The organism is Asticcacaulis sp. EMRT-3 (assembly GCF_030027245.1).
GTDB lineage: Bacteria > Pseudomonadota > Alphaproteobacteria > Caulobacterales > Caulobacteraceae > Asticcacaulis.
In genome coordinates, this window is the sequence record NZ_JASERT010000004.1 from 36,683 (window position 1) to 62,445 (window position 25,763).

16 protein-coding genes are annotated in these 25,763 nt (G+C 63.3%); 7 read left to right on the forward strand and 9 right to left on the reverse strand.

What is annotated here, in order from left to right; translation table 11 throughout:
* The 3 genes from QB905_RS15080 to atzF are packed head-to-tail and all read left to right on the forward strand — an operon-like array spanning position 1 to position 6,004.
* Positions 1–627: an urea amidolyase associated protein UAAP2 gene (locus QB905_RS15080; RefSeq protein WP_282976089.1), complete on the forward strand. Its 627-nt coding sequence runs from the start codon at positions 1–3 to the stop codon at positions 625–627.
* Positions 627–4,241 (forward strand): urea carboxylase, encoded by a 3,615-nt coding sequence (gene uca, locus QB905_RS15085; protein ID WP_282976046.1) that lies wholly within the window; start codon positions 627–629, stop codon positions 4,239–4,241. The genes QB905_RS15080 and uca overlap by 1 nt, the downstream gene beginning before the upstream one ends.
* Positions 4,238–6,004, forward strand: a complete 1,767-nt coding sequence (gene atzF, locus QB905_RS15090) for an allophanate hydrolase (RefSeq protein WP_282976048.1) — start codon at positions 4,238–4,240, stop codon at positions 6,002–6,004. The genes uca and atzF overlap by 4 nt, the downstream gene beginning before the upstream one ends.
* A 323-nt stretch (positions 6,005–6,327) precedes the next feature.
* Here the strand turns inward: atzF and QB905_RS15095 are convergent, their stop codons facing one another.
* The 3 genes from QB905_RS15095 to QB905_RS15105 are packed head-to-tail and all read right to left on the reverse strand — an operon-like array spanning position 6,328 to position 12,102.
* Entirely contained in the window at positions 6,328–7,734 is a 1,407-nt protein-coding gene (locus tag QB905_RS15095; protein ID WP_282976050.1) for an efflux transporter outer membrane subunit, read from the reverse strand.
* Positions 7,735–7,748: 14 nt separating this feature from the next.
* Positions 7,749–10,937 (reverse strand): efflux RND transporter permease subunit, encoded by a 3,189-nt coding sequence (locus QB905_RS15100; RefSeq protein ID WP_282976052.1) that lies wholly within the window; start codon positions 10,935–10,937, stop codon positions 7,749–7,751.
* 22 nt (positions 10,938–10,959) lie between these two features.
* On the reverse strand, positions 10,960–12,102 hold the full coding sequence (locus QB905_RS15105; RefSeq protein ID WP_282976053.1) for an efflux RND transporter periplasmic adaptor subunit: 1,143 nt from the start codon (positions 12,100–12,102) through the stop codon (positions 10,960–10,962).
* 141 nt (positions 12,103–12,243) lie between these two features.
* On the opposite strand from QB905_RS15105, the gene QB905_RS15110 reads away from it, so the two are divergent.
* Entirely contained in the window at positions 12,244–12,846 is a 603-nt protein-coding gene (locus QB905_RS15110; protein WP_282976054.1) for a TetR/AcrR family transcriptional regulator, read from the forward strand.
* On the opposite strand, the gene QB905_RS15115 is transcribed toward QB905_RS15110, so the two are convergent.
* The 5 genes from QB905_RS15115 to QB905_RS15135 form a co-directional block, all read right to left on the reverse strand.
* Positions 12,843–14,351 (reverse strand): hypothetical protein, encoded by a 1,509-nt coding sequence (locus QB905_RS15115; RefSeq protein WP_282976056.1) that lies wholly within the window; start codon positions 14,349–14,351, stop codon positions 12,843–12,845. The two genes, QB905_RS15110 and QB905_RS15115, sit on opposite strands and share 4 nt — an antisense overlap.
* 92 nt (positions 14,352–14,443) lie before the next feature.
* Positions 14,444–15,937: a hypothetical protein gene (locus QB905_RS15120; protein WP_282976058.1), complete on the reverse strand. Its 1,494-nt coding sequence runs from the start codon at positions 15,935–15,937 to the stop codon at positions 14,444–14,446.
* A complete protein-coding gene (locus QB905_RS15125) occupies positions 15,934–17,160 on the reverse strand; it encodes an ATP-grasp domain-containing protein (protein WP_282976059.1) in 1,227 nt (408 codons plus the stop codon). Before QB905_RS15125 ends, QB905_RS15120 begins: the two co-directional genes overlap by 4 nt.
* Positions 17,157–18,614, reverse strand: coding sequence for a pyridoxal phosphate-dependent decarboxylase family protein (locus QB905_RS15130; protein WP_282976061.1), 1,458 nt, complete (start codon positions 18,612–18,614; stop codon positions 17,157–17,159). Before QB905_RS15130 ends, QB905_RS15125 begins: the two co-directional genes overlap by 4 nt.
* Before the next feature lie 176 nt (positions 18,615–18,790).
* Positions 18,791–19,849 carry an AraC family transcriptional regulator gene (locus QB905_RS15135; protein ID WP_282976063.1) on the reverse strand — a complete coding sequence of 353 codons (1,059 nt, stop codon included), beginning with the start codon at positions 19,847–19,849 and terminating at the stop codon, positions 18,791–18,793.
* Between the two features lie 580 nt (positions 19,850–20,429).
* Between QB905_RS15135 and QB905_RS15140 the strand changes: the two genes are divergently transcribed.
* Positions 20,430–22,073: a methyl-accepting chemotaxis protein gene (locus QB905_RS15140; protein WP_282976064.1), complete on the forward strand. Its 1,644-nt coding sequence runs from the start codon at positions 20,430–20,432 to the stop codon at positions 22,071–22,073.
* A 158-nt stretch (positions 22,074–22,231) separates the two neighbouring features.
* Entirely contained in the window at positions 22,232–22,996 is a 765-nt protein-coding gene (locus QB905_RS15145) for a HAMP domain-containing protein (protein ID WP_282976065.1), read from the forward strand.
* Positions 22,997–23,143: 147 nt separating this feature from the next.
* Here the strand turns inward: QB905_RS15145 and QB905_RS15150 are convergent, their stop codons facing one another.
* The gene (locus QB905_RS15150) at positions 23,144–23,917 is read right to left on the reverse strand and encodes an AraC family transcriptional regulator (RefSeq protein ID WP_282976066.1); all 774 of its coding nucleotides are present in this window, start codon (positions 23,915–23,917) and stop codon (positions 23,144–23,146) included.
* Between the two features lie 364 nt (positions 23,918–24,281).
* Here QB905_RS15150 and QB905_RS15155 point away from each other — a divergent pair, with 364 nt between their 5' ends.
* A complete protein-coding gene (locus QB905_RS15155; protein ID WP_282976068.1) occupies positions 24,282–25,505 on the forward strand; it encodes an MFS transporter in 1,224 nt (407 codons plus the stop codon).
* Positions 25,506–25,763: the final 258 nt, after the last annotated feature.

Sequence of the window (25,763 nt, forward strand, 5' to 3'; positions counted from 1 at the left end):
ATGGCACTGACAGGCCTTGCGGGGTCGGTTGTTCACGATGAGGTGGTGCCGGCGCGCGCGCCGTGGATGCACACGGTACGCAAGGGCCAGTCTTTGCGCATCCTCGATCTGGAGGGCAATCAGGCCGTCGATTTCCTGATCTATGCGGCGCACGACGATGCGGAACGCTACAGCGCGCAGGATACGATTGCGGCGCAGGGCAATCTGTTTTTGCGCAAAGGGGCGCAGCTTTTATCGAACGAAGGCCGCGTCATGATGACGATCACCGACACCTCGGTGGCCTATCATGACACCATTGGCGGGGCGTGCAGTTGTGAATCGAACACCCTGCGCTATGGCCATCACACCAAATCGCACCACGCCTGCGTCGATAATTTTCTCGACGCCAATGTCCGCGCCGGACGCAACAAACGCGACATGGTGTCGAACATCAACTTCTTCATGAATGTGCCGGTCGAGGCCGATGGCACGCTCGGTATTGTCGATGGTATTTCCGCACCGGGCTTAAGCGTCGATCTCAAGGCGGCGATGGACGTGGTGGTGGTGGTGTCCAACTGCCCGCAGATCAATAATCCCTGCAATGGCTTCAACCCGACGCCGGTGCGCATGGTGGTGGTGAGCAACTGATGTTCAAAAAAGTTCTCATCGCCAATCGCGGCGCCATCGCCTGCCGCATCATCCGCACGCTGAAAAAAATGGGTATCGGTTCGGTGGCCGTGTTCAGCGAAGCCGATGTCGGATCGCTGCATGTGGCGCAGGCCGATGAGGCGGTGTTTATCGGCGCGTCTCCGGCTGCGGAAAGCTATCTGAAGATCGACGCCATTATCGACGCCGCCAGGGCCACGGGTGCCGAGGCCATCCATCCCGGCTATGGTTTCCTGTCGGAAAATGCCGGTTTTGCCGAACGGTGCGCGGCGGAAGGGCTGGTCTTTATCGGCCCGACGCCGGAAAATATGCGCGTCTTTGGCCTGAAGCACACGGCGCGCGACATGGCCGCCAGCTTAGGTGTGCCTCTGGCCCCCGGCACCGACCTTCTGACCGATGCCGAAGCGGCGGTCGCGTCGGCGGTAGCTATCGGCTATCCGGTCATCCTGAAGGCCACGGCGGGCGGCGGCGGCATTGGCATGAAGATCTGCGAAAACCCTGATGACATCCGCGAGGGCTTTGCCACTGTGGCGCGGCTGGGGGCCGGTAATTTCGGCGATGGCGGCGTGTTTCTCGAACGCTATGTCCGCGTGGCGCGTCATATCGAGGTGCAGGTGTTCGGCGACGGCAAAGGCCGCGTCACGGCGCTGGGCGAACGCGATTGCTCGCTGCAACGCCGCAATCAAAAGGTGGTCGAGGAAACGCCCGCGCCCCATCTGCCGCAAGCGACGCGCACAGCCCTGATCGACGCGGCGGTCAAACTGGCCTCAGGGGCCGGATATTTGTCGGCGGGCACGGTCGAATTTTTGTATGATGCGGGGCGCGATGATTTCTTCTTCCTTGAGGTCAATACGCGCCTTCAGGTCGAACACGGCGTCACCGAACAGGTGACCGGCATTGATCTGGTTGAGTGGATGATCAGGGGCGCTGCGGGCGATTTCGCCTTTCTCGATGCGCCAGCACCCACGCCAACGGGTGCGTCAATTCAGGTGCGCCTCTATGCCGAAGACCCGGCGGAGGGCTATCGCCCCAGTTCCGGGCGGCTGATCGAGGTGGGCTTTCCCGGCGATGCGCGCGTCGATAGCTGGGTGGCCAGCGGTTCGGATGTCAGCGCCTTTTACGACCCGATGCTGGCCAAGCTGATCGTCACCGCGCCCGACCGCGATGCGGCGGTGAAGGCCATGCAGGCGGCGCTCGATCAGACGATTCTGGCCGGGATCGAAACCAATCTCGACTGGCTGAAAACGGTCGTGCGCTCGGAAGCCTTCACCAGCGGCGAAGTCTCGACGCGGGCACTGGCCGACATCGCCTATCACCCGCAGACGGTCAGCGTGCTGTCGGGTGGCACGGCCACCACGGTGCAGGACTATCCGGGGCGGACGGGCCTGTGGGACATCGGCGTGCCGCCTTCGGGGCCGATGGATGGCTTTGCCTTCCGGCTCGGCAACCGGCTTTTGGGCAATGAGGACAGTGCGCCGGGTCTGGAAATCACCGCCACGGGGCCGACACTGGCCTTCAAGGCGGCGGCGCGCCTGTGCCTGTCGGGCGCGATCTTTGAAGCGACGCTGGATGGCGAATCCGTGGCCTTTCATCAGCCATTTGAGGTGGCCGCCGGTCAGGTTCTGAAGATCGGCCGGGTCAGCGGGGCGGGCCTGCGCGGCTATGTTTTGTTTGCCGGTGGGCTGAACGTGCCGGCCTATCTCGGCAGCGCCAGCGCCTTTACGCTCGGCGAATTTGGCGGCCATGCCGGTCGTGCCGTCATGACCGGCGACACCCTGCATCTCAACCCCTTGCCTGCTGTGCCCTCGTCCCTGCCGGGGCCGGGCGTGGTGCCGCAGATGTCGCGCACCTGGGCCTTGCGGGTGCTGTATGGCCCGCACGGCGCGCCCGATTTCTTCACGACCGAAGATATTGAGATGATCACCGCCACCGAATGGAAGGTGCATTACAATTCCAACCGCACCGGCGTGCGCCTGAGCGGCCCGAAGCCCAACTGGGCGCGTACGGATGGCGGCGAGGCGGGGCTGCACCCCTCCAATATCCACGATAACGCCTATGCTATCGGCGCGGTCGATTTCACCGGCGACATGCCGATCATTCTCGGGCCGGACGGCCCATCGCTTGGCGGGTTTGTCTGTCCGTTCGTGGTGATACAGGCCGATCTGTGGCAGGTGGGCCAGTTGGCCCCCGGCGATACAGTCCGCTTTCAGGCCGTCGATGACGCTGTGGCGGTGGCCGCCGAACGGGCGCAGGACGCGACCCTGGCCACGCTGACACTGGCCGAAGCGCCGCCCGCCACAGCCCCCGCCGCGTCGCCGATCCTGCATGAGATCGCCGAACAAGATCACAGGCCGCGCGTCATCTATCGCCGTCAGGGTGATCGTCACCTGCTGGTCGAATACGGCCCGATTGTGCTTGATCTCGAACTGCGCCTGCGCATCCACGCCCTGATGCTGGATGTGCAGTCTCAGGTGGCCGAGGGCAGGCTGCCCGGCATTATCGACATCACGCCGGGCATCCGCTCGCTGCAAATCCATTTCGACAGCCGCGTCCTGTCGCAAGGCCGGTTGCTTCAGGCGCTCGAAGTCGCCGAAGACCGTCTGGGCGGGCTTGATGATTTCGAGATACCGACGCGCATCGTCCATCTGCCCCTAAGCTGGGGCGATCCGGCCATCTACCAGACCATCGACAAATACATGGCCTCGGTGCGCGATGATGCGCCGTGGTGCCCCGACAATATCGAGTTCATTCGCCGCATCAACGGACTTAACAGCGTCGAGGATGTCAAGAAAACGGTGTTCGACGCCAGCTATCTGGTCATGGGGCTGGGTGATGTCTATCTCGGCGCGCCGGTGGCCACGCCGATTGATCCGCGTCACCGGCTGGTCACCACCAAATATAACCCCGCCCGCACCTGGACGCCGCCCAATGTGGTCGGCATCGGCGGGGCCTATATGTGCATTTACGGCATGGAGGGGCCGGGCGGTTATCAGCTCTTTGGCCGGACGATTCAGGTGTGGAACACCTATCGCCAGACGGAGGTGTTTACCGACGGCAAGCCGTGGCTGCTGCGTTTCTTCGACCAGATCCGCTTTTTCCCGGTCAGCCACGACGAACTGACCGAATGGCGGCGCGATTTCCCGCTGGGGCGGCGCGCCATCCGCATCGACGAAGAGGTGTTTCGCCTGCGCGATTACCGCGCCTTCCTGAAAGACAATGCCTCTTCGATCACGCGCTTCCAGACCGAACGCCAGACCGCCTTCGAGGCCGAGCGCGCCGACTGGCACCGCCGTGGCGAGTTCGACCGGCTGGCGGCGCTCAGCGAAGAGGCGGGCGGGGCCGCCGAGGTCGCCGCCATCACCGTGCCCGAAGGCAGCGAGGTGATCGAAGCGCCGTTCGGCGGCAGCGTGTGGAAGATGCTGGTCACGCCCGGCATGGCGGTCGAAAAGGGCGAGGTGATCGCCGTCATCGAGGCGATGAAGACCGAATGCGCCGTCACCAGTCCGGCGAAAGGCACGATCCGCGCCGTCTTCGCCGCCGAGAAACAGGCGGTCAGCCCCGGTGCGGCGCTGGTGGCGCTGGAGGCGGCGTCGTGACGCGCTGGCATATCATTCGCCTCGCCGCCGAGGTGCGGGCCGGGCAACGGACGGCGGTGGAGGTCGCCTCGGAGGTGTTACAGCGCCTTGCCGCCTATGACCGCGTGCAGCCGCAGGCGTGGATTTCGCGGCCTGCGCCGGAGGACATCCTGGCGGCGGCGCAGGTGATTGATGCACGCATCGCGGCGGGCGAAGACCTGCCGCTGGCGGGGGTGCCGTTCGCGGTCAAGGACAATATCGATGTGGCGGGCATGGCTACCACGGCGGCCTGCCCCGATTTCAGCTATGTGGCCGAAGATCACGCCCATGTCGTGGCGCGCGTGCTGGCGGCGGGCGCGCTCTATGTCGGCAAGACCAATCTCGACCAGTTCGCCACGGGGCTGAACGGCACGCGCAGCCCTTACGGCGCACCGGCCTGCGTCTTTAACCGCGCCTATATCAGCGGCGGCTCCAGTTCGGGGTCTTCTGTCGCGGTGGGGGCGGGGCTGGTGGCGTTTGCGTTTGGCACCGATACGGCGGGGTCGGGCCGCGTGCCCGCCGCCTTCAATCATTTGACCGGGTTCAAGCCGACCAAAGGGCGCTGGAGCACGTCGGGCCTCGTGCCCGCCTGCCGCTCGCTTGATTGCATCAGCGTCTTTACCGCCTCGCCCGCCGAGGCCGCTCTGATCGATGAGGTGGTGGCCGGGTTCGATGCCAGCGATGTCTATTCAAGGCCGTTGCAGGATCAGGCGCGCCCTATGCGCGTCATCGGCGTGCCGCGCGACGATCAGCTCAACGGGTGCGGCGATGCGCAATCGGCGCGGCTGTTCGCGGCGGCGATGGAGCGGCTGATCGCCACGGGCCATGAGATTGTGCGGCTCGATATTTCGTCGCTTAGCCGTGCCGCCGCGCTTTTGTACCAAGGGCCGTGGGTGGCCGAACGCACGGCGGCGCTGGGCGACCGGCCCTTGAACCGGCCCGAAACGATGGACCCGACCGTGCGCGACATCGTGCTGGGCGGGCTTGGGATCACGGCGGTCGAGGCCTTTAAGGGGCAGTATGAACTGGCAGGCTTCATGCGTGACGCCGAGGCCATCTGGGCGCAGGTCGATGCCCTGATGCTGCCGACCGCCCCCACCATCTACCGCATCGCCGAGATGCAGGCCGCACCCATCGTGCTCAATGCCCAGCTTGGCCTCTATACCAATTTCGTCAACCTGCTCGACATGGCGGCGGTGGCCATACCGGCGGGATTCCGCGCCAATGGCACCGGTTTCGGCGTCACCTTTATGGGCCCCGCCTGGACCGACAAGGCGCTGATCACTATAGCTACAACCTGTGAGGTGGCGGCGGATTTCGCTGTGCCGCCGCTTGATCTTGATAGGGAGACACGTATGGAAACGGTGAAACTGGCGGTCGTCGGGGCGCATCTGAAGGATATGCCGCTGCACTGGCAACTGACCTCACGCGAGGCGGTTTTCGTGACGGCCACCGAAACCGCCCCGACCTACCGGCTCTATGCCATGACCCACACCACCCCGCCCAAGCCCGCCCTGATCCATGATGCGGGCGGCGCGGCGATCCAGGTCGAGGTCTATGAGCTGGACGTGGCCGCCTTTGGCAGCTTCGTCGCCGAAGTGCCTGCGCCTCTGGCCATCGGCACGGTGACGCTTTCCGACGGCAGCGAGGTCAAGGGCTTCGTGGCCGAACCGCGCGCGATGGAGGGGGCCCAGGACATTACGGCGCTGGGTGGCTGGCGCGCCTATATCGCCGCCAGGGCTTAGAGCGCTTTTCGATCTGATAGACTCAGATCGGCGCTCTAAGTTTTTGTTTTATCGCTCTTCCTTATCCAAAAAGTGGATCCACTTTTTGGGGAAACGCTCTGGAGCGGGTCATATGCAATAAAGACAGTACCCCTGCGTCTCGACGCGCTTCGCTTGCTCGCCACCTCCCCATGCCTTCGGCACAGGGAGGAGGGTGTGGTACTGGAAGAAAGACTCAGGCGGCACCTCCCTCCTCCCTGTTGCGCAGCAATGGGGAGGTGGCGCGCAGCGCCGGAGGGGTATCTTCTTGAGAGGATGCGCTCTAAGCCTTTGTTTTTTAAGTCCTAAAGCCCGCCGCCGCCCAGCGCCGCATACAGGCTGGCCAGATTGGCGGCGCGCGCCAGTTGCACGGCGATCAAAGCCTGTTGCGCGCTGTAATCGGTGCGCTGCGCATCAAGCAGGTTGAGATAGGAATCGACCCCCTTGTCGTAGCGCGCCTTGCCTAAGTTTAGCGACACATCGGCGGCGTGGGCGGCCTTATCCGTGGCGCTGAGCCGGGTGGCGATGCTGGCGCGCACGGCCAGGGCGTCGGCCACATCGCGGAAGGCGGCCTGCACGCTCTTTTCATAGGTGGCCACGGCGATCTGCTGCTGCGCCTTTGCGCCCCTGAGATTGGCGATATTATAGCCGCCCCGGAAGATCGGCACGCTGATGGCGGGCGCAAAGCTCCAGGCACCGCTGCCCGATGAGAACAGATGGCCGAGATCGGTGGAGGCCGAACCGGTGGAGCCGGTCAGGCTGATGCTGGGGAAGAAGGCGGCGCGCGCCGCGCCAATATCGCCATTGGCGGCCCTGATCTGGTGCTCGGCGGCCAGAACATCGGGGCGCTGCGTCAACACATCCGAGGGCAGACCGGCGGGCAGGTCGCTGAGCACAGCGTCCCCCGGCAGGCTGTCGGGCAGGTCGGCAGCAGCCAGTTGCGTGCCCGCGATCAGATTGAGCGCATCCTTGTCCTGCTGCACCTGCGCCTCGAACTGCGCCGCGTCGGCGCGCGCCTGTTCGGTCAGGATTTCGAGCCCGCGCAGGTCGGTTTCCGAAGCCGCGCCCAGCGCGAACATGCGCTGGCTGAGATCATAGCCCTCCTGGCGCGAACGCAGGGTTTCGCGGGCCAGCCGCAGCAGATCCTGATCGGCGGCCAGAGTCAGCCAGGCCTGCGCCGTTTGGCTGATCAGCGATATTTGCGTGGCGCGGCGCGTTTCATCCGAGGCGAGGAAGCTTTCCTTCGCCGCCTGAGCCTGCGAGCGCGCCTTGCCGAACAGATCGATCTCCCACGCCGGAACGGCCAGGGCGGCGGCATAGATGTCGCTATCGATGCCCGGCTGACGGGTGCGCGTTTCGCTCAAGGTTCCGTTCAGCGACGGCACGAGGCCGGAGCGCGTCATCAGATAAGAGGCGCGCGCCGTTTCGATATTGAGCGCCGCGATGCGCAGGTCGCGGTTATGGGTCAGGGCCGCGTCGATGACGTGTTGCAGGCGCGGATCGAGGAAAACCTGCCGCCACGGCAGGTCGCCCGCATTTTGGCGCACATCCGGGCCTTGGGTCGTATCGGCGACGGGCCAGGTCTGCGCCACCGGCAGGGCGGGCCGCTCATATTTTGGCGTCATGGTGCAGGCGCTCAAACCCAAAGCCGAAGCCAGGGCAGAGGCCAGAGCAGAGGCCAGCATCAAAGAAGGAAGGGTGACAGATTTCATGACCGGAACCTCACTCAGTGCGCCGACGGGGGATGATCGCCATCATTGGCGGTGCGTTCCAGCTCGGCGTCCTCACGCATCTGCTTCAGCTTCAGCACATGTTTTTCGTCGGCCTTGAACCACTTTTGCACCAGTACGAAGAACAGGGGCACGAAGAAGATGGCCAGGAAGGTGGCCGACAGGATGCCGCCGACCAGACCGGTGCCGATGGCGTGCTGCGCGCCCGAACCCGCGCCGTTGGAAATGGCCAGGGGCATGATACCGAAGGTGAAGGCGAGCGAGGTCATGATGATCGGCCGCAGGCGGATACGCACCGCCTCCAGCGTCGCCTCGGTCAGGCTGCGCCCGTCTTCGTGCAGCGATTTGGCGAATTCGACGATCAGGATGGCGTTCTTCGCCGACAGGCCGATAATGGTCAGCAGCCCGACCTGGAAATAGACATCATTGTTCAGGCCACGGAAGCTCATGGCCACCAGAGCGCCCAGCACGCCCAGCGGAATCACCATGATGATGGCCAGCGGGATCGACCAGCTTTCATAGAGCGCCGCCAGCAGCAGGAAGACGACGGCAATCGACAGGGCATAGAGGGCCGAGGCCTGATTGCCCGATTGTTTTTCCTGCAAGGAAATGCCGGTCCATTCATAGCCAATGCCCGCCGGAAGCTGTTTGGCCAGCTTTTCCATCTCGGCCATCGCCGCACCGGAGCTTTTGCCGGGGGCGGGCGCGCCGTCGATCTCGACGGCGGACTGGCCGTTATAGCGCGTCAGGCTGGGCGCGCCGAAGCTCCATTTTTCGCTGGCGATCGACGACAGGGGCACCATCTGGTTATCGGCATTGCGCACATACCAGCGATCAAGATCGGCCGCGGTCATGCGGTAGGGCGCATCGGCCTGGACATAGACCTTCTTGACGCGGCCACGATCAATGAAATCATTGACATAGGCCCCGCCCCAGGCGGTCGATAACACGCTGTTGACATCGGACAGGGTCAGGTTCATCGCCCCGGCCTTGGCCTGATCGACATCGACATCGAGCTGGGCGGTGTCTTCCTGGCCAGTGGGCCGCACGGCGCTGAGCAGCGGGTCTTTCGCCGCCATGCCGAGCAACTGGTTGCGCGCCTTGATCAGGGTATCATGGCCGACATTGCCCTGATCCTCCAGCATCATGGTGAAGCCGGACGAGGTGCCGAGCGACGAGATGGCGGGCGGCACCACGGCGAAGACGCTGGCATTGGGATAGCTCGCAAAGTGCACGATGCCGCGCATGGCGACGGCGGCGGCCTTGTCCTTGGCGGCGTGGCGCTTGTCGAAATCCTTCAGGCGCACAAAGGCCATCGCCATGTTCTGGCCCTGTCCGCCGAAGCTGAAGCCGGTGACGCCGAACACGGCCTCGACCGCCGGGTCCTTCTGGAAATAGGCGCGCACATCATCGACGACCTTTTGCGTGCGTTCCTGCGTCGCCCCGGCGGGCAACTGGATCAGGGTGAAGATGATGCCCTGATCTTCTTCCGGCAGAAAGGCGGTCGGCAGGCGCGTAAACAGCACCGCCACGGCGATGACGATCAGGGCAAAGCCGATCAGCCAGCGCACGGGCTGAACCAGAATTGTGCGCACAATGCCCTGATAGCGGTTGCTGGCGTCGTCGAAGCGATGATTGAACCAGCCGGCCAGTCCGGTCTGGATATGGCCTTCGCCCTTTTTCACCGGCTTGAGCAAGGTGGCGCACAGGGCGGGCGTCAGGATCAGGGCCACCAGCACCGACAGGGCCATAGCCGACACCAGGGTCACCGAAAACTGGCGGTAGATCATGCCCTGTGAACCGGTGAAGAAGGCCATCGGAATAAACACGGCGGCCAGAACCAGCGCGATGCCGATCAGGGCGCCGGTGATTTCGCTCATCGATTTGCGCGTGGCGACGCGCGGCGGCAGTCCCTCTTCGGACATGATGCGCTCGACATTCTCGATCACCACGATGGCGTCATCGACCAGCAGGCCGATGGCCAGCACCAGTCCGAACAGGGTCAGGGTATTGATCGAATAGCCAACCGCCGCCAGCACGCCGAACGTGCCCAGAAGCACGACCGGCACGGCGATGGTCGGGATCAGGGTGGCGCGCCAGTTTTGCAGGAAGACGTACATGACGAGGAAGACGAGCACGACCGCCTCAACCAGCGTCTTGACCACCTCCTCAATCGACAGGGTGATAAAGGGCGTGGTGTCGTAGGGCACGACATAGTGCATACCGTGGGGGAAGCTCTTCGACAGCTCGTCCATGCGCGCCTTGACCGCCTTGGCGGTGTTGAGCGCATTGCCGCCCGGCGCCAGCTTGACCGCGATGCCCGACGCCGGGAAGCCGTTATAGGTGGCCGAGGAGGCATAGCTTTCCGCCCCCAGCTCAACGCGCGCCACATCGCTCAAATACACCCTGGCGCCATTGCTCTGGGTTTTGACGATGATGTTGCGGAACTGCTCCGGCGTGGTCAGGCGTGATTGCGCCGTGATGGTGGCGTTGAGCATGGTGCCCTTGACGGCGGGCAGGCCGCCCAGTTCGCCCGCCGACACCTGGGTGTTCTGGGTCTGGATGGCCGCCACCACATCGGACGGCATCAGATTATAGCTGGCCAGTTCCTGCGGATCGAGCCAGATGCGCATCGCATATTGCGCGCCGAACAACTGCACATCGCCGACGCCATCGACGCGGCTGATCTGATCCTTGATCGACGAGCCGATATAGTCGGAAATATCGGCCTGAGTGGTCTTGCCGTCATCGGCATAGACGCCGACCACCAGAAGAAAGTTGGTGGTCGATTTCACGACCGAAATGCCCTGGGCCTGCACCGATTGCGGCAGAAGCGCCGTGACGGTTTGCAGCTTGTTCTGCACCTGCACCTGGGCGATGTCGGGATCGGTGCCCGATTTGAAGGTCAGGGTCAGGCTGGCCCCGCCGGTGGCGGTCGAGGTGGCGCTCATATACTGGAGGCCGTCCAGCCCCTTCATGCTCTGTTCGATGATCTGGGTGACGCTGTCTTCGACCGTCTTGGCCGAGGCCCCCGGATAGCTGGCCGAAACCGTCACCTGCGGCAGGGCGATGTCGGGATACTGCTCCACCGGCAGGCGCATGATGGACAGCGCCCCGGCCAGCATGATCACAATGGCGACGACCCAGGCGAAGATCGGCCGGTCGATGAAAAAGCGCGACAGCATGGCGGCGTCCTATCCTGAATCTTTATTCGGCGCTGGTGACGACGGTGGCTTTCACCGGCGCGCCCGGCGCGATCTTTTGCAGCCCCTGCACGACCACCTTGTCGCCTGCGTTCAGGCCGCTGAGAACCAGCCATTTCTGCCCGATATTCGCCCCCAGCGTGACCGGGCGCACCGCGATCTTGCTGTCGGGGCCGACGACGAAGACCGAGGCATTGCCCTTCGGATCGCGCTGCACGGCGGCGGGATCGAGCAGAACGCCATGGGGAGCCACGCCCGTGGTGATGCGGGCGCGCACGAACATGCCCGGCATCAGAAGCCCGTTCGGATTGTTGAACACGGCGCGCAGATTGACCGTGCCCGTGCCTTCATCGACCGTTGCGTCGGAAAATTCGAGATGGCCCGTGATCGGATACACGCTGCCATTATCGAGCACCAGTTGCACCTGAGCGCTGTCCGAAGCGCCGACCGTGCCCGCCTGCACCGCCTGCTTCATGGCCAGCACATCCGAGGACGAGCGGCTGATATCGACATACATCTTATCCGATTCATGGATCGTGGTCAGGGCGTCGGCCTGACTGGCCGTGACCAGCGCGCCCGGCGTGTAGCTCGACTTGCCGATGAGGCCCGAAATCGGCGCGCGCACCGTGGTGTAGCCGAGATTGATCTGCGCCGCCTGCACCTGAGCCTGGGCGGACTGCACCTGGGCCTGCGCCTGTTGCAGGGCGGCCTGGGCGTCGTCATTATCCTGCTTCGAAATGGCGTTGATCCTGACCAGTTCGGCATAGCGGTCGGCCTTGAGCTTCGCCGAGGTCCGGGCCGCCTGGGCATTGGCCAGCGCCGCCTGGGCGCTGCTGAGCGCCGCCTGATAGGTGGCCGGGTCGATCTGGTAGAGCGGCTGGCCGGCCTTGACCGGGCCGCCTTCGGTGAACAGGCGCGCCTTGATGATGCCGCCGACCTGCGGGCGCACATCCGATACGAGGTAGGACGAGGTGCGCCCGCTCAGTTCGGTCGTCAGCGGCACGGCTTCGGTATGTACAATCTCGACCCCGACCTGGGCTGGCGGTTGCTGCATACCGCCGGGCTTGGCCCCGCAGGCGCTTAACAGCACGGCCAGCGCGGCGGCGGGGAGCAGGTGGCGGGCGGGCATGTGGAAAAGGGCGGTCATCAGGGCGGCTCGCACAAAATGAGAATGAGCGTTCACTCAACGGTGGCTTCCCTTAATCGGGAGGCTGTGTTAGGTCAAGCGCGGAGTCATTAAAATAATTGCAACTCAGAATATGTCAGTAGCTTTACAATGATGCGTCCGGTGACGCCTTCGCGCGAACAGCGCCGTCAGGAACGCCGCGCCATCATCCTCGACGCCGCCATTGCCTGCGCCATCCGCTCAGGCTTTCGCGGCGCTTCGATGGACGAGATCGCGCGCGAAGCCGGGCTCAGTGTCGGCGTCATCTATCGCTATTTTTCCAGCAAGGAAGCGATCATCGAGGCGATTGTGGCGCGCGATCTGGACGAGATCCAGAACAAGGTGGCGCGCATCGGGGCGTGTGCGCCCGAAGAGCTGGTGGCGCTGGTTCTGGCCGATGCCGATGATTTCGTCAGCCGCCAGCGTCAGCGCGACCGCGCCGCCCTGCGGCTGGAAATCTATGCCGAAGCGGCGCGCAATCCGCGCGTCGAGGCCATTTTGCGCGCCATTATCGAAGACGAGCGCGAACTGGGCCGCCAGCTTTTCCGCCGCACCCTGCCTTATGCGGCAAGCGAGGCCGAGCTGACGGCGCGCGCCGATATGTTTCGCGTCATGGCCGACGGCCTGCTGGCCAATGGCCTCTACGCGGCGGATGGCGGCGACGCCTTTATCTCCACCCTGCGCACGGTGATGCGGGCCTTGCTGACAAAGGGCTGCGAGGCCTAAAGCCTCGCACCCAGTTGCGGCAGGGCCCGGAAGGCGTCGGTGATGCGGCTGACGGCGCGGTTGCGATAGGCCAGCGGCCCGTCTTCGTCTTCGGGATGGACGAGCATGGTGGCATTGGCCTCGAAGACCAGCACGTGCCCGTCGGGCAGCAGGGAAAAATCCAGCCCGCAATAGTCGAGATCGAGCCGCCGTCCGATTTCGGCGATGGCGGCGCTGGCCCGCGCGCCGAGAAAGGCTGCGGTGTCATAGAGGTAGCGCGCTTCCTCGGCGCGCCGCCAGTCAGCATCGCCGCCCCTGTTCATGTCCGAGCTGTCGTAATGCACCATCCAGTGGCTGGAAATGGCCCAGTGATAGGGCAGGGGCACGCGGTCGATAAAGATCATCCGCCCCTTGCGAAACTGGCCGTCGGCCTGTTGGTAATCGACATATTGGGTGACATAGACCGCCTGACCGTCCAGCCGGGCGACAATCGCGGCCAGATCGTCAGGCGTGTCGGCGCGGTACAGTCCCACCCCGCCGTGCGAGGCCAGAGGGCGCACCAGCACGGGCAGGTCAAGCCCGCCTTGCACAATGTCCTGCGCCATCACCCGCACGGTTCTGGGCGCGCAGACCCCTGTGATGTCGCCGAGCAGGGCGGGGATCAGGTGGCGAAATGTCTGCTGCACGCGCTCCGGCCGGTTGATGACGGGCCGGGTGTTGCGGGCGAGAAACTGCGCCACCGCTTCGGCGGAAGGCCCGGTCAGATCGGGATCGCCGAGGCTGTTGAACACCACATCATAGGGCGGCAAAACCTGATCGGCGCGGGCGTGTTCCATATACCAGACGTGGCGGCTGTACAGGGTGGGCGGCATCAGAAACCGGTAGGGTATATTGCCCTGGGTGCGCGTGGCCAGCACCAGCACGTCGCACAGGCTGTCGGCCACCACATCATGAAACAGGGCGCAGGCGGCATAGGCGCGGTCGAGCCAGGCGTCCGCCGCCGCGCTGTCGCCATCGCGTTCGGCCAGGCTGGACAGGGTCTGGCAGGCCAGGGCCTGAGCCGGTTCCAGCTCTATGGCGGCCAGTGCCGCCTCACGCGCCTGATCGGGCAGACCGGCGCGCAGATAAAGGGCGGCCAGTCCGCCCTGCGCCTCGGCGTGCAGAGGATCAAGCCTCAGGGCGCGGCGAAACTGGCGCTCGGCATCGTGCAGACGTTCGCGCGTCGCATAGGCAAAGGCCAGTTCCATCTGCGGCGCGGCCTGATCAAAATGCAGGGCGGCGGCCAGCTCCAGCCTGATCAGCGCCGGTTCGGCGGCGGCGATCCGTTCGGACAGATGCTTATGCAGGCTGCGGGCGGGCAGGGCGCGCGGATCAAGCGCCCGGGCGCGTTCGACGGCCATCATCGCCTCGCCCAGCCGGTCTGCCTGTGCCAGCTCTCTGGCCGCAGCCAGCCACGGGCCGGAATGACGGGCCAGAGCAGGTGCTATGCCGAAAAACTCGGCCAGAGGATCAGCGGTTGTCGTCACACCGGGTAGCGATCCTTTCGGACAGGGTCAGTTTCAGCCTGGAGGCATGGCGTGAGTCTCAGGCATCAATAGGGCGCCGCGTTGCAAACCTGTCATTTTGCGGACAGCGCCTGTCTGGCCGCCGACTGGACAAGCTGCGCGGCGAGGGCGGCTGTCCGGTCAAGCGCCTGCATGGCTTCGGCGATAACGGCCTCCCGTCCGGCCTGATTTTGCGCCGCCCTGACCAGCAGCGGCGCGCTCAGGCACAGGCGCAGGATGGCGCTGTCGCTGGCGAAACGGATCGGCTGGCCGAGATGCACGGGCGGGCTGGCGGCGGCCAGATTCTGGTGCAGCAAAGCGGCCTGCGCAAAACTCAGGGCGCGTCCGTGTGGTGTGAGCTGAAACGGAAAAATGGTCGGCAGGCTGTCGAAATCATGTCCGCTCAACAGGGCCGAACGGTCAGGGGCGATGCTGTCGAGGGGCGCGAAGGCCGGATCGGCGATCAGGCGCGCCTGAACCGCCCCGGCAAAGGCGGCGGTGGCGGCGCGGCGGCGGGCGACGGGCAGGGCGTAACAGGCGCGCATTTCAAACAGCGCCGCCTGCCAGCGCAGCGCAAGGCCCCAGTTGGGCGCGTCATCCAGCGCCCGTCGGGCCGCCCAGCCGATGGGCCATTCGGCGCGGGCGCTGTAATCGCGCATCGCCGGGTGCAGGCTCTTGTGCCGCAGCCGCCCCGACCAGGCGGGCGGGCAGAGCAGGGCGCCGCTGAAGACGGGGCCTGCGAAGAATTTCGAGCCGGTGATGGCCACCAGAAAATTCTGCGCCAGACAGGCCCGGATCGTATCGGGCGCGAGGCGGCACTGGCAGGCATCGATCAGGATGTCGAGATGGTGCGGAAAGCGCTGTTTGAGGCGCAGCACGCTGGCCAGTCCGGGCGCGATCAGGCCGGTTTTCGACACATCGCTGACCACCAGCAGGCAGGGCTGGCCGCGCGCCACGGCCTCAGCGATGGCCGCTGTCAGTTCGGCCTCGATGTCCGTTTCGCGGCGCAAGCCCCCATCGGTGTCGCGCACGGCAAATTCATGCGTCTCGGCGCGGTCGCCAAAGCTCAGCTCTTCGCCCTTGGCCACGACGCGGCCATGCCGGGCGCTGGCCAGAAAATGACGGCCTGACACGGCCAGACCGACGCCGCTGCCCGTCTCATCGGGGCCGGGCGTCAAGACTTTCAGCGGCGTCTCATAAGCCCCGCCCAGCAGTTGCGACACCAGAAGATGGAGGTCGGTGCCCGACGCGGCCAGAACCACGCCGGTGGCGTCTGGCAGGCCGAACATGGCGCTGATCTCAGCGCGTAAGGCCGCCATCGCCTTTTCGTAAACAAGACCGGCATCTTGCGTTGTCAGCGCCGCGCCAAGCTGGTCGTGCAGGCTTTGCGCCGCCTGAAATGCGCCCGCTGTCGGGGTGGAGGCGGTGGAGGAGCCAAAGGCCAGAGCCTGCGGCACGGGATGGGGGGCATGGCCGTAGCGGTTCAGGCCGGACACAGGATCGGGCGTCAGGCGTTCATCGCCGCCTGACAGCCACGTCTCCATAACCGTGTCCGGCAATGTGTTCATGCGCTGGTCATGGCCATAGCTTGCGGCTCCTGCGCCGCCATGTCGATAAAGGCGTCGAACAGACGCCGCATGGCGGGTTTCTTATAGGCATATAGTGCTTCGTCATCCATGTCATGCACCACCATAGCCACGTCGAGTTCGAAAATCAGCAGGCGGCCATCGGGCAGTTCGGCGCAGTCCATGCCGAAATAGTCGAGCCCGATCAGCGCATAAAGCTCGGCGAAGGCGGCAGCGTGGCGGACGGCGAAATCCTGATCGAAGTCTTTCATCCATTGGGCCTCGGCGGCGCGCTTACCGGCGTTTTCGTGCATGTCGGCATTCATATAATGCACCATCCAGTGGCTGGATATGGCCTCATGGCTGGCGAACGGCCTGCCCTTGATCTGGACGATGCGCTGCTTGGCATAGAGGCCATCGGCATTGCGGTAGTCGATAAAGGGGATGATATAGAAGGCGTCCGCCGTCTCGGCGCGCAAGGCCCCGGCCAGTTCGTCGGGGTTGCTGAGGCGGTGCATACCCTTACCGGCATGGGTGCCGATCGGGCGCAGAATGACCGGAAAATCCATGCCCTGCGCCGCCTCTGTCAGCGACATTGCGCCCTGGCTGACCGCCGCCAGCGCCGCGCGGCCAAGCCTTATCGTGGCGGGCGATAACAGCGCCTGTGCGTCTTTCAGTCGCTGGCTGACGCCATCGCGCGTCAGGGAGGCGATCATGGCCGGGTCATTATTCAGGATCGGCCCCGGCCAGTCTTTCAGCAGAACCTCCAGCCGTTCCAGCACAGGCTGATTGGCCGTCGATTCGCCAACCGCGAGGAAGGCGACATCGTGGGGCGGCAGGTCAGGCAGGCTTTGCGTGCTGGCATCGACAAAACACAGCCACAGGCGGCAGTTTGAACCGTGCAGCAGGAAATCGAGCGGCGTATTGGCCATCATGTCGCCCGCCGTGACGAAGGCGAGGATCGACAGGCCCGAACCATCGCCATGCGTGATGCAGTAATCGCGCTGTTTGCCAATCGCCACGCCCTGCCAGGTCAGGCCGTCCTCCGCCTGACCCCGGCTGAGCAATATGGTCGAAATATCCATCAGGGCTGAGGCATCATCGGGATTATCGGTGGCGCGCTTGATCAGATGATCCCACAGGGGCGTTATATCCTTGCCGTGGTGGCAGGTGCGGACGATCTCGCTCATGCCGGTAATATCATGCAGCGAAGCATGGGTCTTCATAGGGCTGGCCCCTTCAGTTGGCGGGCGAACAATAAGACGCCGTCGATCAGGGCGTCGATGTCGGCCTCCGTGGTGCGGTGGTTGACGATGGCGGCGCGGATCGCTTTTCTGCCGTCGATCAGGGTGAGGGAAGGGGCGACGCGACCCGCCGCGTGCAGGGCTTCGATGATGCGGCCGTTCAAGGCGCCACTGGCGTCATCGCGCACGCCGAAACAGACGATATTGAGGCTGACCGGGGCCAGGACTTCCAGTTCCGGCTCGGCCTCGATGCGCCGCGCAAGACCGGCGGCCAGACGGCAATTGGCGGCCATCGACGCACCCAGCGCATCGAGGCCATAGACCTTAAGCGTGAACCAGGTCTTCAGCGCGCGAAAGCCGCGTGACAGGTCGGGGCCGTAATCGCACGGCCACAGATCGCCCGCCGCCAGACCGTGTTCGGCGCGGGTCAGATAGGCGGCCTCATTGGCGAACACCGCCTTTTGCGCCGCGCCGTCGTGCGTCAAAAGGAAACCGGCATCATAGGGCACCTGCCCCCATTTGTGAAAATCGAAGGCCAGACTGTCGCTTAAGTTTATGCCCGCAAACAAAGGGGCCAGTTCGGGGGCGCAGACGCCGAGCGCCCCCAGCGCGCCGTCGATATGGTAATAGAGGCCGTGCTCAGAGGCGATGGCGGCCAGCGCCGTCAGGTCGTCAATGGCCCCGGTATTGACCGTTCCCGCCGTGCCGATCAGCATGAAGGGCTTGAGGCCCCCTTTCTGGTCTTGCCGGATCGCAGCTTGCAGGGCGTCCGTGTCCATCCGGCCCGCTGCATCCGTGGCGATGCGGCGCAGATGTTGCGCTCCGATCCCCGCCATATCGAAGGCGCGCGGAATGCAGCCATGCGCCGCCTGAGACGTATAGGCCACGAGGGGGGCCTGTGGCGCTGTGGAAAGCGCCCTGTGCCGCGCCAGCAGAACCGCCACGAAATTGGCCTGTGAGGCCCCGGTCAGGAAGAGGCCGTGCGCCGTTTCGGGAAAGCCGAACAGGTCGCGCATCCACAGGGCGATCTGGCGCTCGACCGCGATGGCCATGTGATTGCGTCCGCCGAGATTGGCGTTGAGGCCCGCCGCCAGCATCTCGGCCAGCATCCCGACCGGCGTGCCGCCGCCCTGCACCCAGCCCATGAAACCCGGATGGGCATTGCCGCTGCTAAAGGGCAATATGTCGTCGAGAAATTGCTGATGCACATCGCCCAGCGGTGAGGGGCCAAGCGGCAGGGGGGCATGAAAACGGGCGCGCGCCGCAGCGGGCGGGGCCTGCCATACCGGCTGCTGGCGTAAAGATTCCAGATGATCGAACATATCGTCGAGCATCTGATGGCCATGCGTCCGCAAACCTGACCAGTCCTGTGGGTCGAGTGAGGTGGGCGATGCTGCCGCGGCGGGTTCCGCAGCCTGTTTTTGTGAGACAGCCAAAAGGATACTCCAGAAAACGCAGAAGCCTTTTGGCGCAGAGCCGCACCGTTTTGGCGCGGTTAGGGGCGGAAACGGGCGGAGATTGCATCCGTATGTCCGTGAGTCGCAATCCCCGCTATACCACAATATGCCAAAGAGCCAATGTCAGAGAACCGCTTGCGGCTTCGTCAGCCCGTTCAGGCACCGGCCTCATGGTCTGGAGTCTCAAAATGCTGTGGCGTCGTCCTGTGGCGGCGTGTTTCGGACGGACTTTCACCGAACAGGCGCGCATAATATTGGGCAAAGCGGCCAATATGATAAAAGCCCAGATCGCGGGCAATGGCGCTGATCGGGCGGTGATTATCCGGCGAAATCAACAGTTCGCGCGCGCGCCTCAGGCGTAAGGTGCGCAGATAGATGAGCGGCGTCGTGTCCAGAAAGGTGCGAAACCCGATCTCCAGCGTGCGAAGACTGACCTGAACTTCGTCGGCGATGTCGGCGATCGTCAGGGGTTCGTGGTAGTGCTGGCGCATAAAGTCGCGCGCCCGGCGGATATAGCCCGGCACCGCCCCGCCGCCCGACTGCACCATGCGTTCCGAATAGCGGTGCAGCGAACATTCCAGCACAAGGTGGGTAAAGGCCTCGACCAGCCGCTGCTGTAGCCGTGGCGTCAGGGGCGGGTGGGAATCCGTGTGCGGCAGGGTGCTCAGTTGCTCAATCATCGAGGCGACGATGCGGCCGTGGGTCGTGTCCAGTTCCAGACGGGGCGACAGCTTTAAGTCACTTTCCACGGGAAACTGGAGAATGTCCGACAGGACACGTTCGGCATTGCGAAAATCCATCGTGAAACCGACGCTCTCATGACAGGTCGCGTCCGGTTCGTGCCGCCTGCGGCTATGACCATCGCTCTGATACAATAGGGCGAGGCCCGGTTCGGCTTCAATATATTCGTCCCCGCGGATCAGGGACACCCGGCCGCGCAACGGCATAACCATATTGATGATCGAACGGTCCGGGTGATCGACGCGCGTCCAGGCCCCGTCGCAAATAATACGATAGAAATACATCTCCGGCGCAAGCGATGCCGCGTTCCGGCCCAGTCCGAGAAAGTTCAGTTTCCAGTTAAATTGACCCTTATCGACATCCGGATTCATGTGCGACGCCAGCTTACGCTCGATAAAAAACGCTCTCAGGCTGTCAAAAGTCTCACCCTTCAGAAAATGTTGTGCGCTGGCCTGACCCTGACACTCACTCATGCATTTCGCTCCCTGGCCCCGAAAGCCCTGCTGATGGTTGTGTCTGGTGAGTGACCGGCGTGTAGAAGCAACATTACAAAAAGACGTGATCACGATGCGGGAGGGCGTCCGTTTTCAAACACATCAATCCGGAATCCGAATCAAAATGTAAAATACAGTATTTCCTTGACGATAGTTAGAATTATTGACTCAATTTACAATGGCACGCATTTGACTGAATAAAATACTTTGATTCGGTAATTAACTACTGCTAAATGCGTCAGAAAGCGCAGGCAACATCCATTTTCCGAAACGAAATTCGGACACGGGTGATGAATAGATACCGGTAACATTATCCTTAGGGCTTTATTAACCACACAGGGTGATTTCATCCATATTCCTCAGGGAATGGCTGGTAAAATTCACATCACGCGCTTCCGGCGAGAGCACCTCCCCCCTCTCGCTGACGCCGAACCTGGGATCTTTGAACAGACCTCAAAGCCGACGCCTTTCGGAATCACGTGACACAACTTCTCTTTGAAACGTGAGGTAGAACGTGTCACTCAAAAATATACCGATGATGGGAAAGGTGCTTGCCCTTATGCTGCTTATGTCCGCCGTTACTGTGATCACGGTGGCCTTGACCACGTCACGCATGGCGGCCATCGCCCAAACCTATGGTGCGGTGATCAGCGGGCCCGGCCTGGCCAGCGTCAAGATGGAGCGCGCCGCCAAGCAGATTATCAAATCCGAGGCTGCGCTTTACAAAATGGTCTCCGCCAAAGATCCGGCGGATCTGAAAACGGCCGATAAGGAGCTGAAAAAGGCCGAAGCCACCTTTGATAGCCAGACCAGCGCGGCGCTGAACTTGCTGCCCAAGGAAACGACCCGCATTTCCGGCATCCAGTCCTCCTATCAGTCGGCCATTGCCCAAGCCTGCGGAATGGCGGAAAATGCCGCTTTGCAGGATGATGACACCACAGCCGTGCACCAGATGAACAGCGCCTGTGATCCGGCCATTGTCAGTGTCGAGGCGCGGATGAGCAAGGTGGTTGACGATACGCTCGCCGATAATGTCTCCGCCTCCGCCGCCGCCGGAGCCGCTACGCACAAGACGATCAGCCTGACCTGGGACGCGCTGGGCATTGGTGTGCAGGGCGTCCTGTGCATCGCCTTCTTCGTGACGCGCTTCTCTATTGTGCGCCCGCTGAAATCCCTGACCGACGCCCTGCGCTCGATGTCGAACGGTGATCTGGCGCTCACGATTCCCGGTCAGGAGCGCAAGGACGAACTCGGCGCTATGGCGCGTTCTGCCGATGTTTTCCGTCAGGGTCTGGCCGAAGCCGAGCACTTGCGCGTTGACGCCGCCAATCAGGAATTGCGCGCCGCCGAACGGCTGGTCGCCGAACGCAATGCGATTGCAGATTCCTTCCAGTCGCGCATGGGCGCCCTGGCGTCGGCCTTCCATAAATCATCCATCGAAGTCTCTGAGGCTGCACAAAGCCTTGCGGCTACAGCTGAGGAAACCACCCGTCAGTCCCAGGTTGTCTCCGGCGCAGCCGAAGCCGCCGCTGGCAATGTTCAGACTGTCGCCGCCGCCACTGAAGAGATGAGCGTCTCGGTTCGTGAGATCAATCAGCAGGTCAACAACGCCGCTTCCGTCACGCTTGAAGCCGCCGAGGAGACCTCCCGAACGGAAAGTGAAATCCGGGAGCTGGCCGAGGCTGCCGGCAACATCAGCGAAGTCGTCAAACTGATCAGCGACATCGCCGCCCAGACCAATCTTCTGGCGCTGAATGCCACGATTGAATCTGCCCGAGCGGGCGAGGCGGGCAAAGGCTTTGCGGTCGTCGCCTCCGAAGTCAAGGCGCTGGCCGGTCAGACAGCGCGCGCAACCGAGGACATTAGTAACAAGGTGGGGCTCATCCAGGGCGCGACCAACCGGACAGTCGATTCGATCTCGCGCATCGTGTCCACCATTCAGAATGTGCGCTCCATCTCGACCATGATTGCCTCGGCTGTCGAGCAGCAAAGCGCCGCCACCAATGAGATAGCCAGCAATACCTCCCGCGCTGCCGAAGGCGCGGGACAGGTGACCGAAAACATATTTGGTGTCGGTCGGGCCGCCGAAATGACAGGGGCCGCCTCGACCCAACTTATGGGGCTTTCAGGCAGTCTGACCAGTCAGGCCGATAGCCTGCGGGCGGAAGTGGAAAGCTTCGTTACGCAACTTCGCGCGGCCTGAACGCATAACTTAACCCGCATCCCCCTTCCACCAGAAGATCAGAGGGCGTGGGCCGCAAAGCTCCCGGCCTCTGATCCGACATATTGCGGAATGTATCCATGACCCTGAAAACGCGTATACTTATCTATTACTCATCCTGCATATGCCTGTTTTTTCTCATGCTGGGCATTGCCCTGACAGATTTCAATAATTTCGATCAGGTGCTCGACAAGGATCAGAGCACCGTGAACGAACTTGCTACCGTTAGCCAGCTTCGCGCCAGTCTCGATATTATCCAATCCGAAACACAGGCACTGGCGGCCAGAAACGGCCCGCCGACACGTGTCCTGAAAAGCCAGCTATCCAGTGATCTCCACCCGGCCATCGCCGATCTGACGGCGTGGGAAAAGGGTGCCCAACCCACAAGTCTGTCGACCAGAGCCGATCTGCAAACCCGTGTCGGTGCCCTGTTGCAGGCTGTATCGGGTCTGACCGCGGCGAGGCAGACCCAGATTTTTGCGCAGCGGCTGCTGCCCGCTGAAGCGGAGATCGGGTTAAAAATGACAGCCTATGCCGCCGGAATGGATCAGAAACTGAATAGTGGCGACAGAACCGTCGACCGGTTTCGCACGCGCGACCAGCACCGCCTGATAATCGGTCTGATGGCGGGCACGGCCCTGTTGTTTGCCGGCCTGTTCTGGCTGATGGCCACCAGGGTAACGGCACCGCTGCAAAAAGCCTCGGATGCGATCCTGCGCCTTTCGGAGGGCGATCTCGACATGCCTCTGCCCCAGCGCAGCGAGGGCAAGGATGAGATTGCCGCCCTGTGGAACGCGATCGGTGTGCTGACCTTTCGCGCCAAACAGGCGAAAATTACCGCCGAGGCGCTGGAGCGATTGCATCAGGAGCGCGAAATGCAGTTGCGGGCAGTCTTCGTTGATTAAAGCGTTTCCCCAAAAAGTGGATTCACTTTTTGGATAAGGAGGAGGATGTGCCGCCTGTCTCCCTCCTCCCTGCGCGCAGCGTGGGGGAGGTGGGGTCGAGCCCGCCAGGGCGAAGATGACGGGGGGGTATCTTAATACCAATCAGCATCAGGCATCATCGCGCCGGTAACGGCTGGGCGGGGCACCGAGCCAACGCCGGAACATGGTCGAAAACGCCGCCGGGCTGTCATAGCCGAGATCGAGCGCGATCATGGTCACCGGCTCGCCCAGAGCCAGCCGTGGCAGGGCCGCCAGCACACAGGCCTGCTGCCGCCATTCGGCAAAGCTCATGCCGGTTTCGCGGCGGAACAGGCGCGTGAAGGCGCGGCGGTTCAGGTGGAGGTTTTCGGCCCATTTGTCGATGGTTTCACCCGCATCGGGCCGCGCCACAAAGGCATGGCAGCGCGCCCGCAAGGCCGGGCTTTGCGGAAACGGCACCGACAGCGGAATGATCGGCGCGCGGTCGATTTCGGCCATTAACAGCTTCATCACCAGCCCGTCACGGCCCTGTTCGGCGTATTCGGCCTCCAGATCGACCGCCTCCATCAGCAGGGCCCGCAGCAGGGGCGAGACGGCCAGCACCTCGCAATGACCGGCGCGCGCCGGGCAATAGCCGTCCGAGATCAGCACCGAGCGCGTGCGCACGGCCCCGACCATGCTGACCGCGTGGGGCACGCCCGCCGGGATCCACACCGCGCGCTCGAGCGGCACCACCCAGGCGCCATGCGTGGTATCGACCGTCACCACCCCTTTCGCCGGATAGAGGAGCTGGGCGCGGGCGTGCGTATGGTGCGCCAGCTCGAAGGCGGGCGGATAGTCATTGCCGATGGCGATGACAGGCCGAGGGATGGCCTCATAGAGGTTCGGATCGGCATTGCGCATCGCATCTGTCCCATTCGCAAAAATGATTATCCCATACAGGAAAGCGGGACATTGAAAAAGGGCCTAATACCAACTTGCGCAGCCCAGAATCTTTCAGGTGCAAGTTGGTATTCGCATTTTTTGCAGCTCAAGCGCCGCATGGCTCCTCGCATAAGCTCGGGCGGCCAGTCGGCCTTGCCAAGTACGATGATTCATAATCATCGCACCTAGAGCAACGAGCGTTTAATTTGACTTACAAATTGAATGCGAGATGCGGAAAAATGTAAAATGTAGAGTGGGTTGCATTCCTTTGACCGATTCAATCAGAATGCAGACCGCTCTAGCATTAAAGACGGCTCGCTTTTTGACAACAGGAGTGCTTGTCATGACCGCTCAGGTCTCGGAACCCGCCATATCGATACAGGAAAAAACCGCCACGGCCATCGTGCTGCCGGTGATTGTGGCGGTCAGTTTCTGTCATCTGCTCAATGACATGATGCAGTCGCTTCTGCCCGCCATCTATCCGAATCTTCAGGTGCGCTTCGGCCTCAGCTTCGCGCAGATCGGCCTCGTCACCCTGGCCTATCAGATCACCGCCTCGTTGTTGCAGCCTCTGGTGGGGCTGTATGCTGACCGCAGCCCGACGCCGCTGGCCCTGCCGGGCGGCACCATGTTTACCCTGGCCGGTCTGGTCGTTTTGTCGATGGCGCACAGCTATGGCGTGCTGCTGGCGGGCGCGTGCCTGCTCGGCGTCGGCTCGTCGGTCTTTCACCCGGAATCGTCGCGCGTGGTGCGCATGGCGGCGGGCGGACGGCATGGGCTGGGTCAGTCCCTGTTTCAGGTCGGCGGCAATGCCGGTTCGGCCTTAGGCCCGCTGGCCGCCGCCATCGTGGTGGTGCGGCTGGGCCAGTCGAGCCTCGCCCTGTTCGCGCTGCTGGCCCTGCTGGCCTGCGCCGTTTTGTGGTTTGTCAGCCGCTGGTACAAGCACCACGGTCTGGCGCGCATCCACAGTGCCCACGGGCGCGAAACGGTGGTCGTGCCTTCAAAAACCGCCCTGGGCGGCATCGCCATCCTGCTGGGCCTGATCTTTTCGAAATATGTCTATCTGGCCAGCATCACCAGCTATTTCACCTTCTACCTCATCCACCGCTTCCATGTGTCCGTCGAAAACGCCCAGATGCACCTGTTCGTCTTTCTGGCCGCCGTCGCGGTGGGCACGGTGGCGGGCGGGCCGCTGGGCGACCGGTTCGGGCGCAAATATGTGATCTGGTTCTCGATCCTCGGCACCCTGCCTTTCACCCTGCTGCTGCCGCACGCCAGCCTGTTCTGGACGGGGCCCTTGAGCGTGATCATCGGCCTGATCCTGGCCTCGGCCTTCCCGGCCATCGTGGTGTTCGCGCAGGAGTTGATGCCGGGCAAGGTGGGCATGATTTCCGGCCTGTTCTTCGGCTTCTCGTTCGGCATGGGTGGTCTGGGCGCGGCGGCTCTGGGCTGGCTGGCCGACCAGACGGGCATTGAAACCGTGTATGGCGTCTGCGCCGTCCTGCCCGCCATCGGCCTGATGGCCGCCTTCCTGCCCGATCTGCGCAGAAAACCTGCCCGCCGGTGATGACGGCGACTTCTCGCAGGTCTGTTCCGGGTTCACCCTGCCACCATCAGCGGCCAATTTCAGAATGACTCTAAAAAAGAGGCTTGTCCGGTGAGGGAGGACAACGGACACGCCTTCGGCTCTCTGAATCTGTGCCCCACTCAGGTTCAAGGAGCAGAAAACACGGCCTGAGCTTAATCGAAACGCGGAAGACTCCATGTGTTTCGGGGCTCGCGGCCAGCAGTGGTTTAGAATTTAGACATCTTGCGGCACTATGTG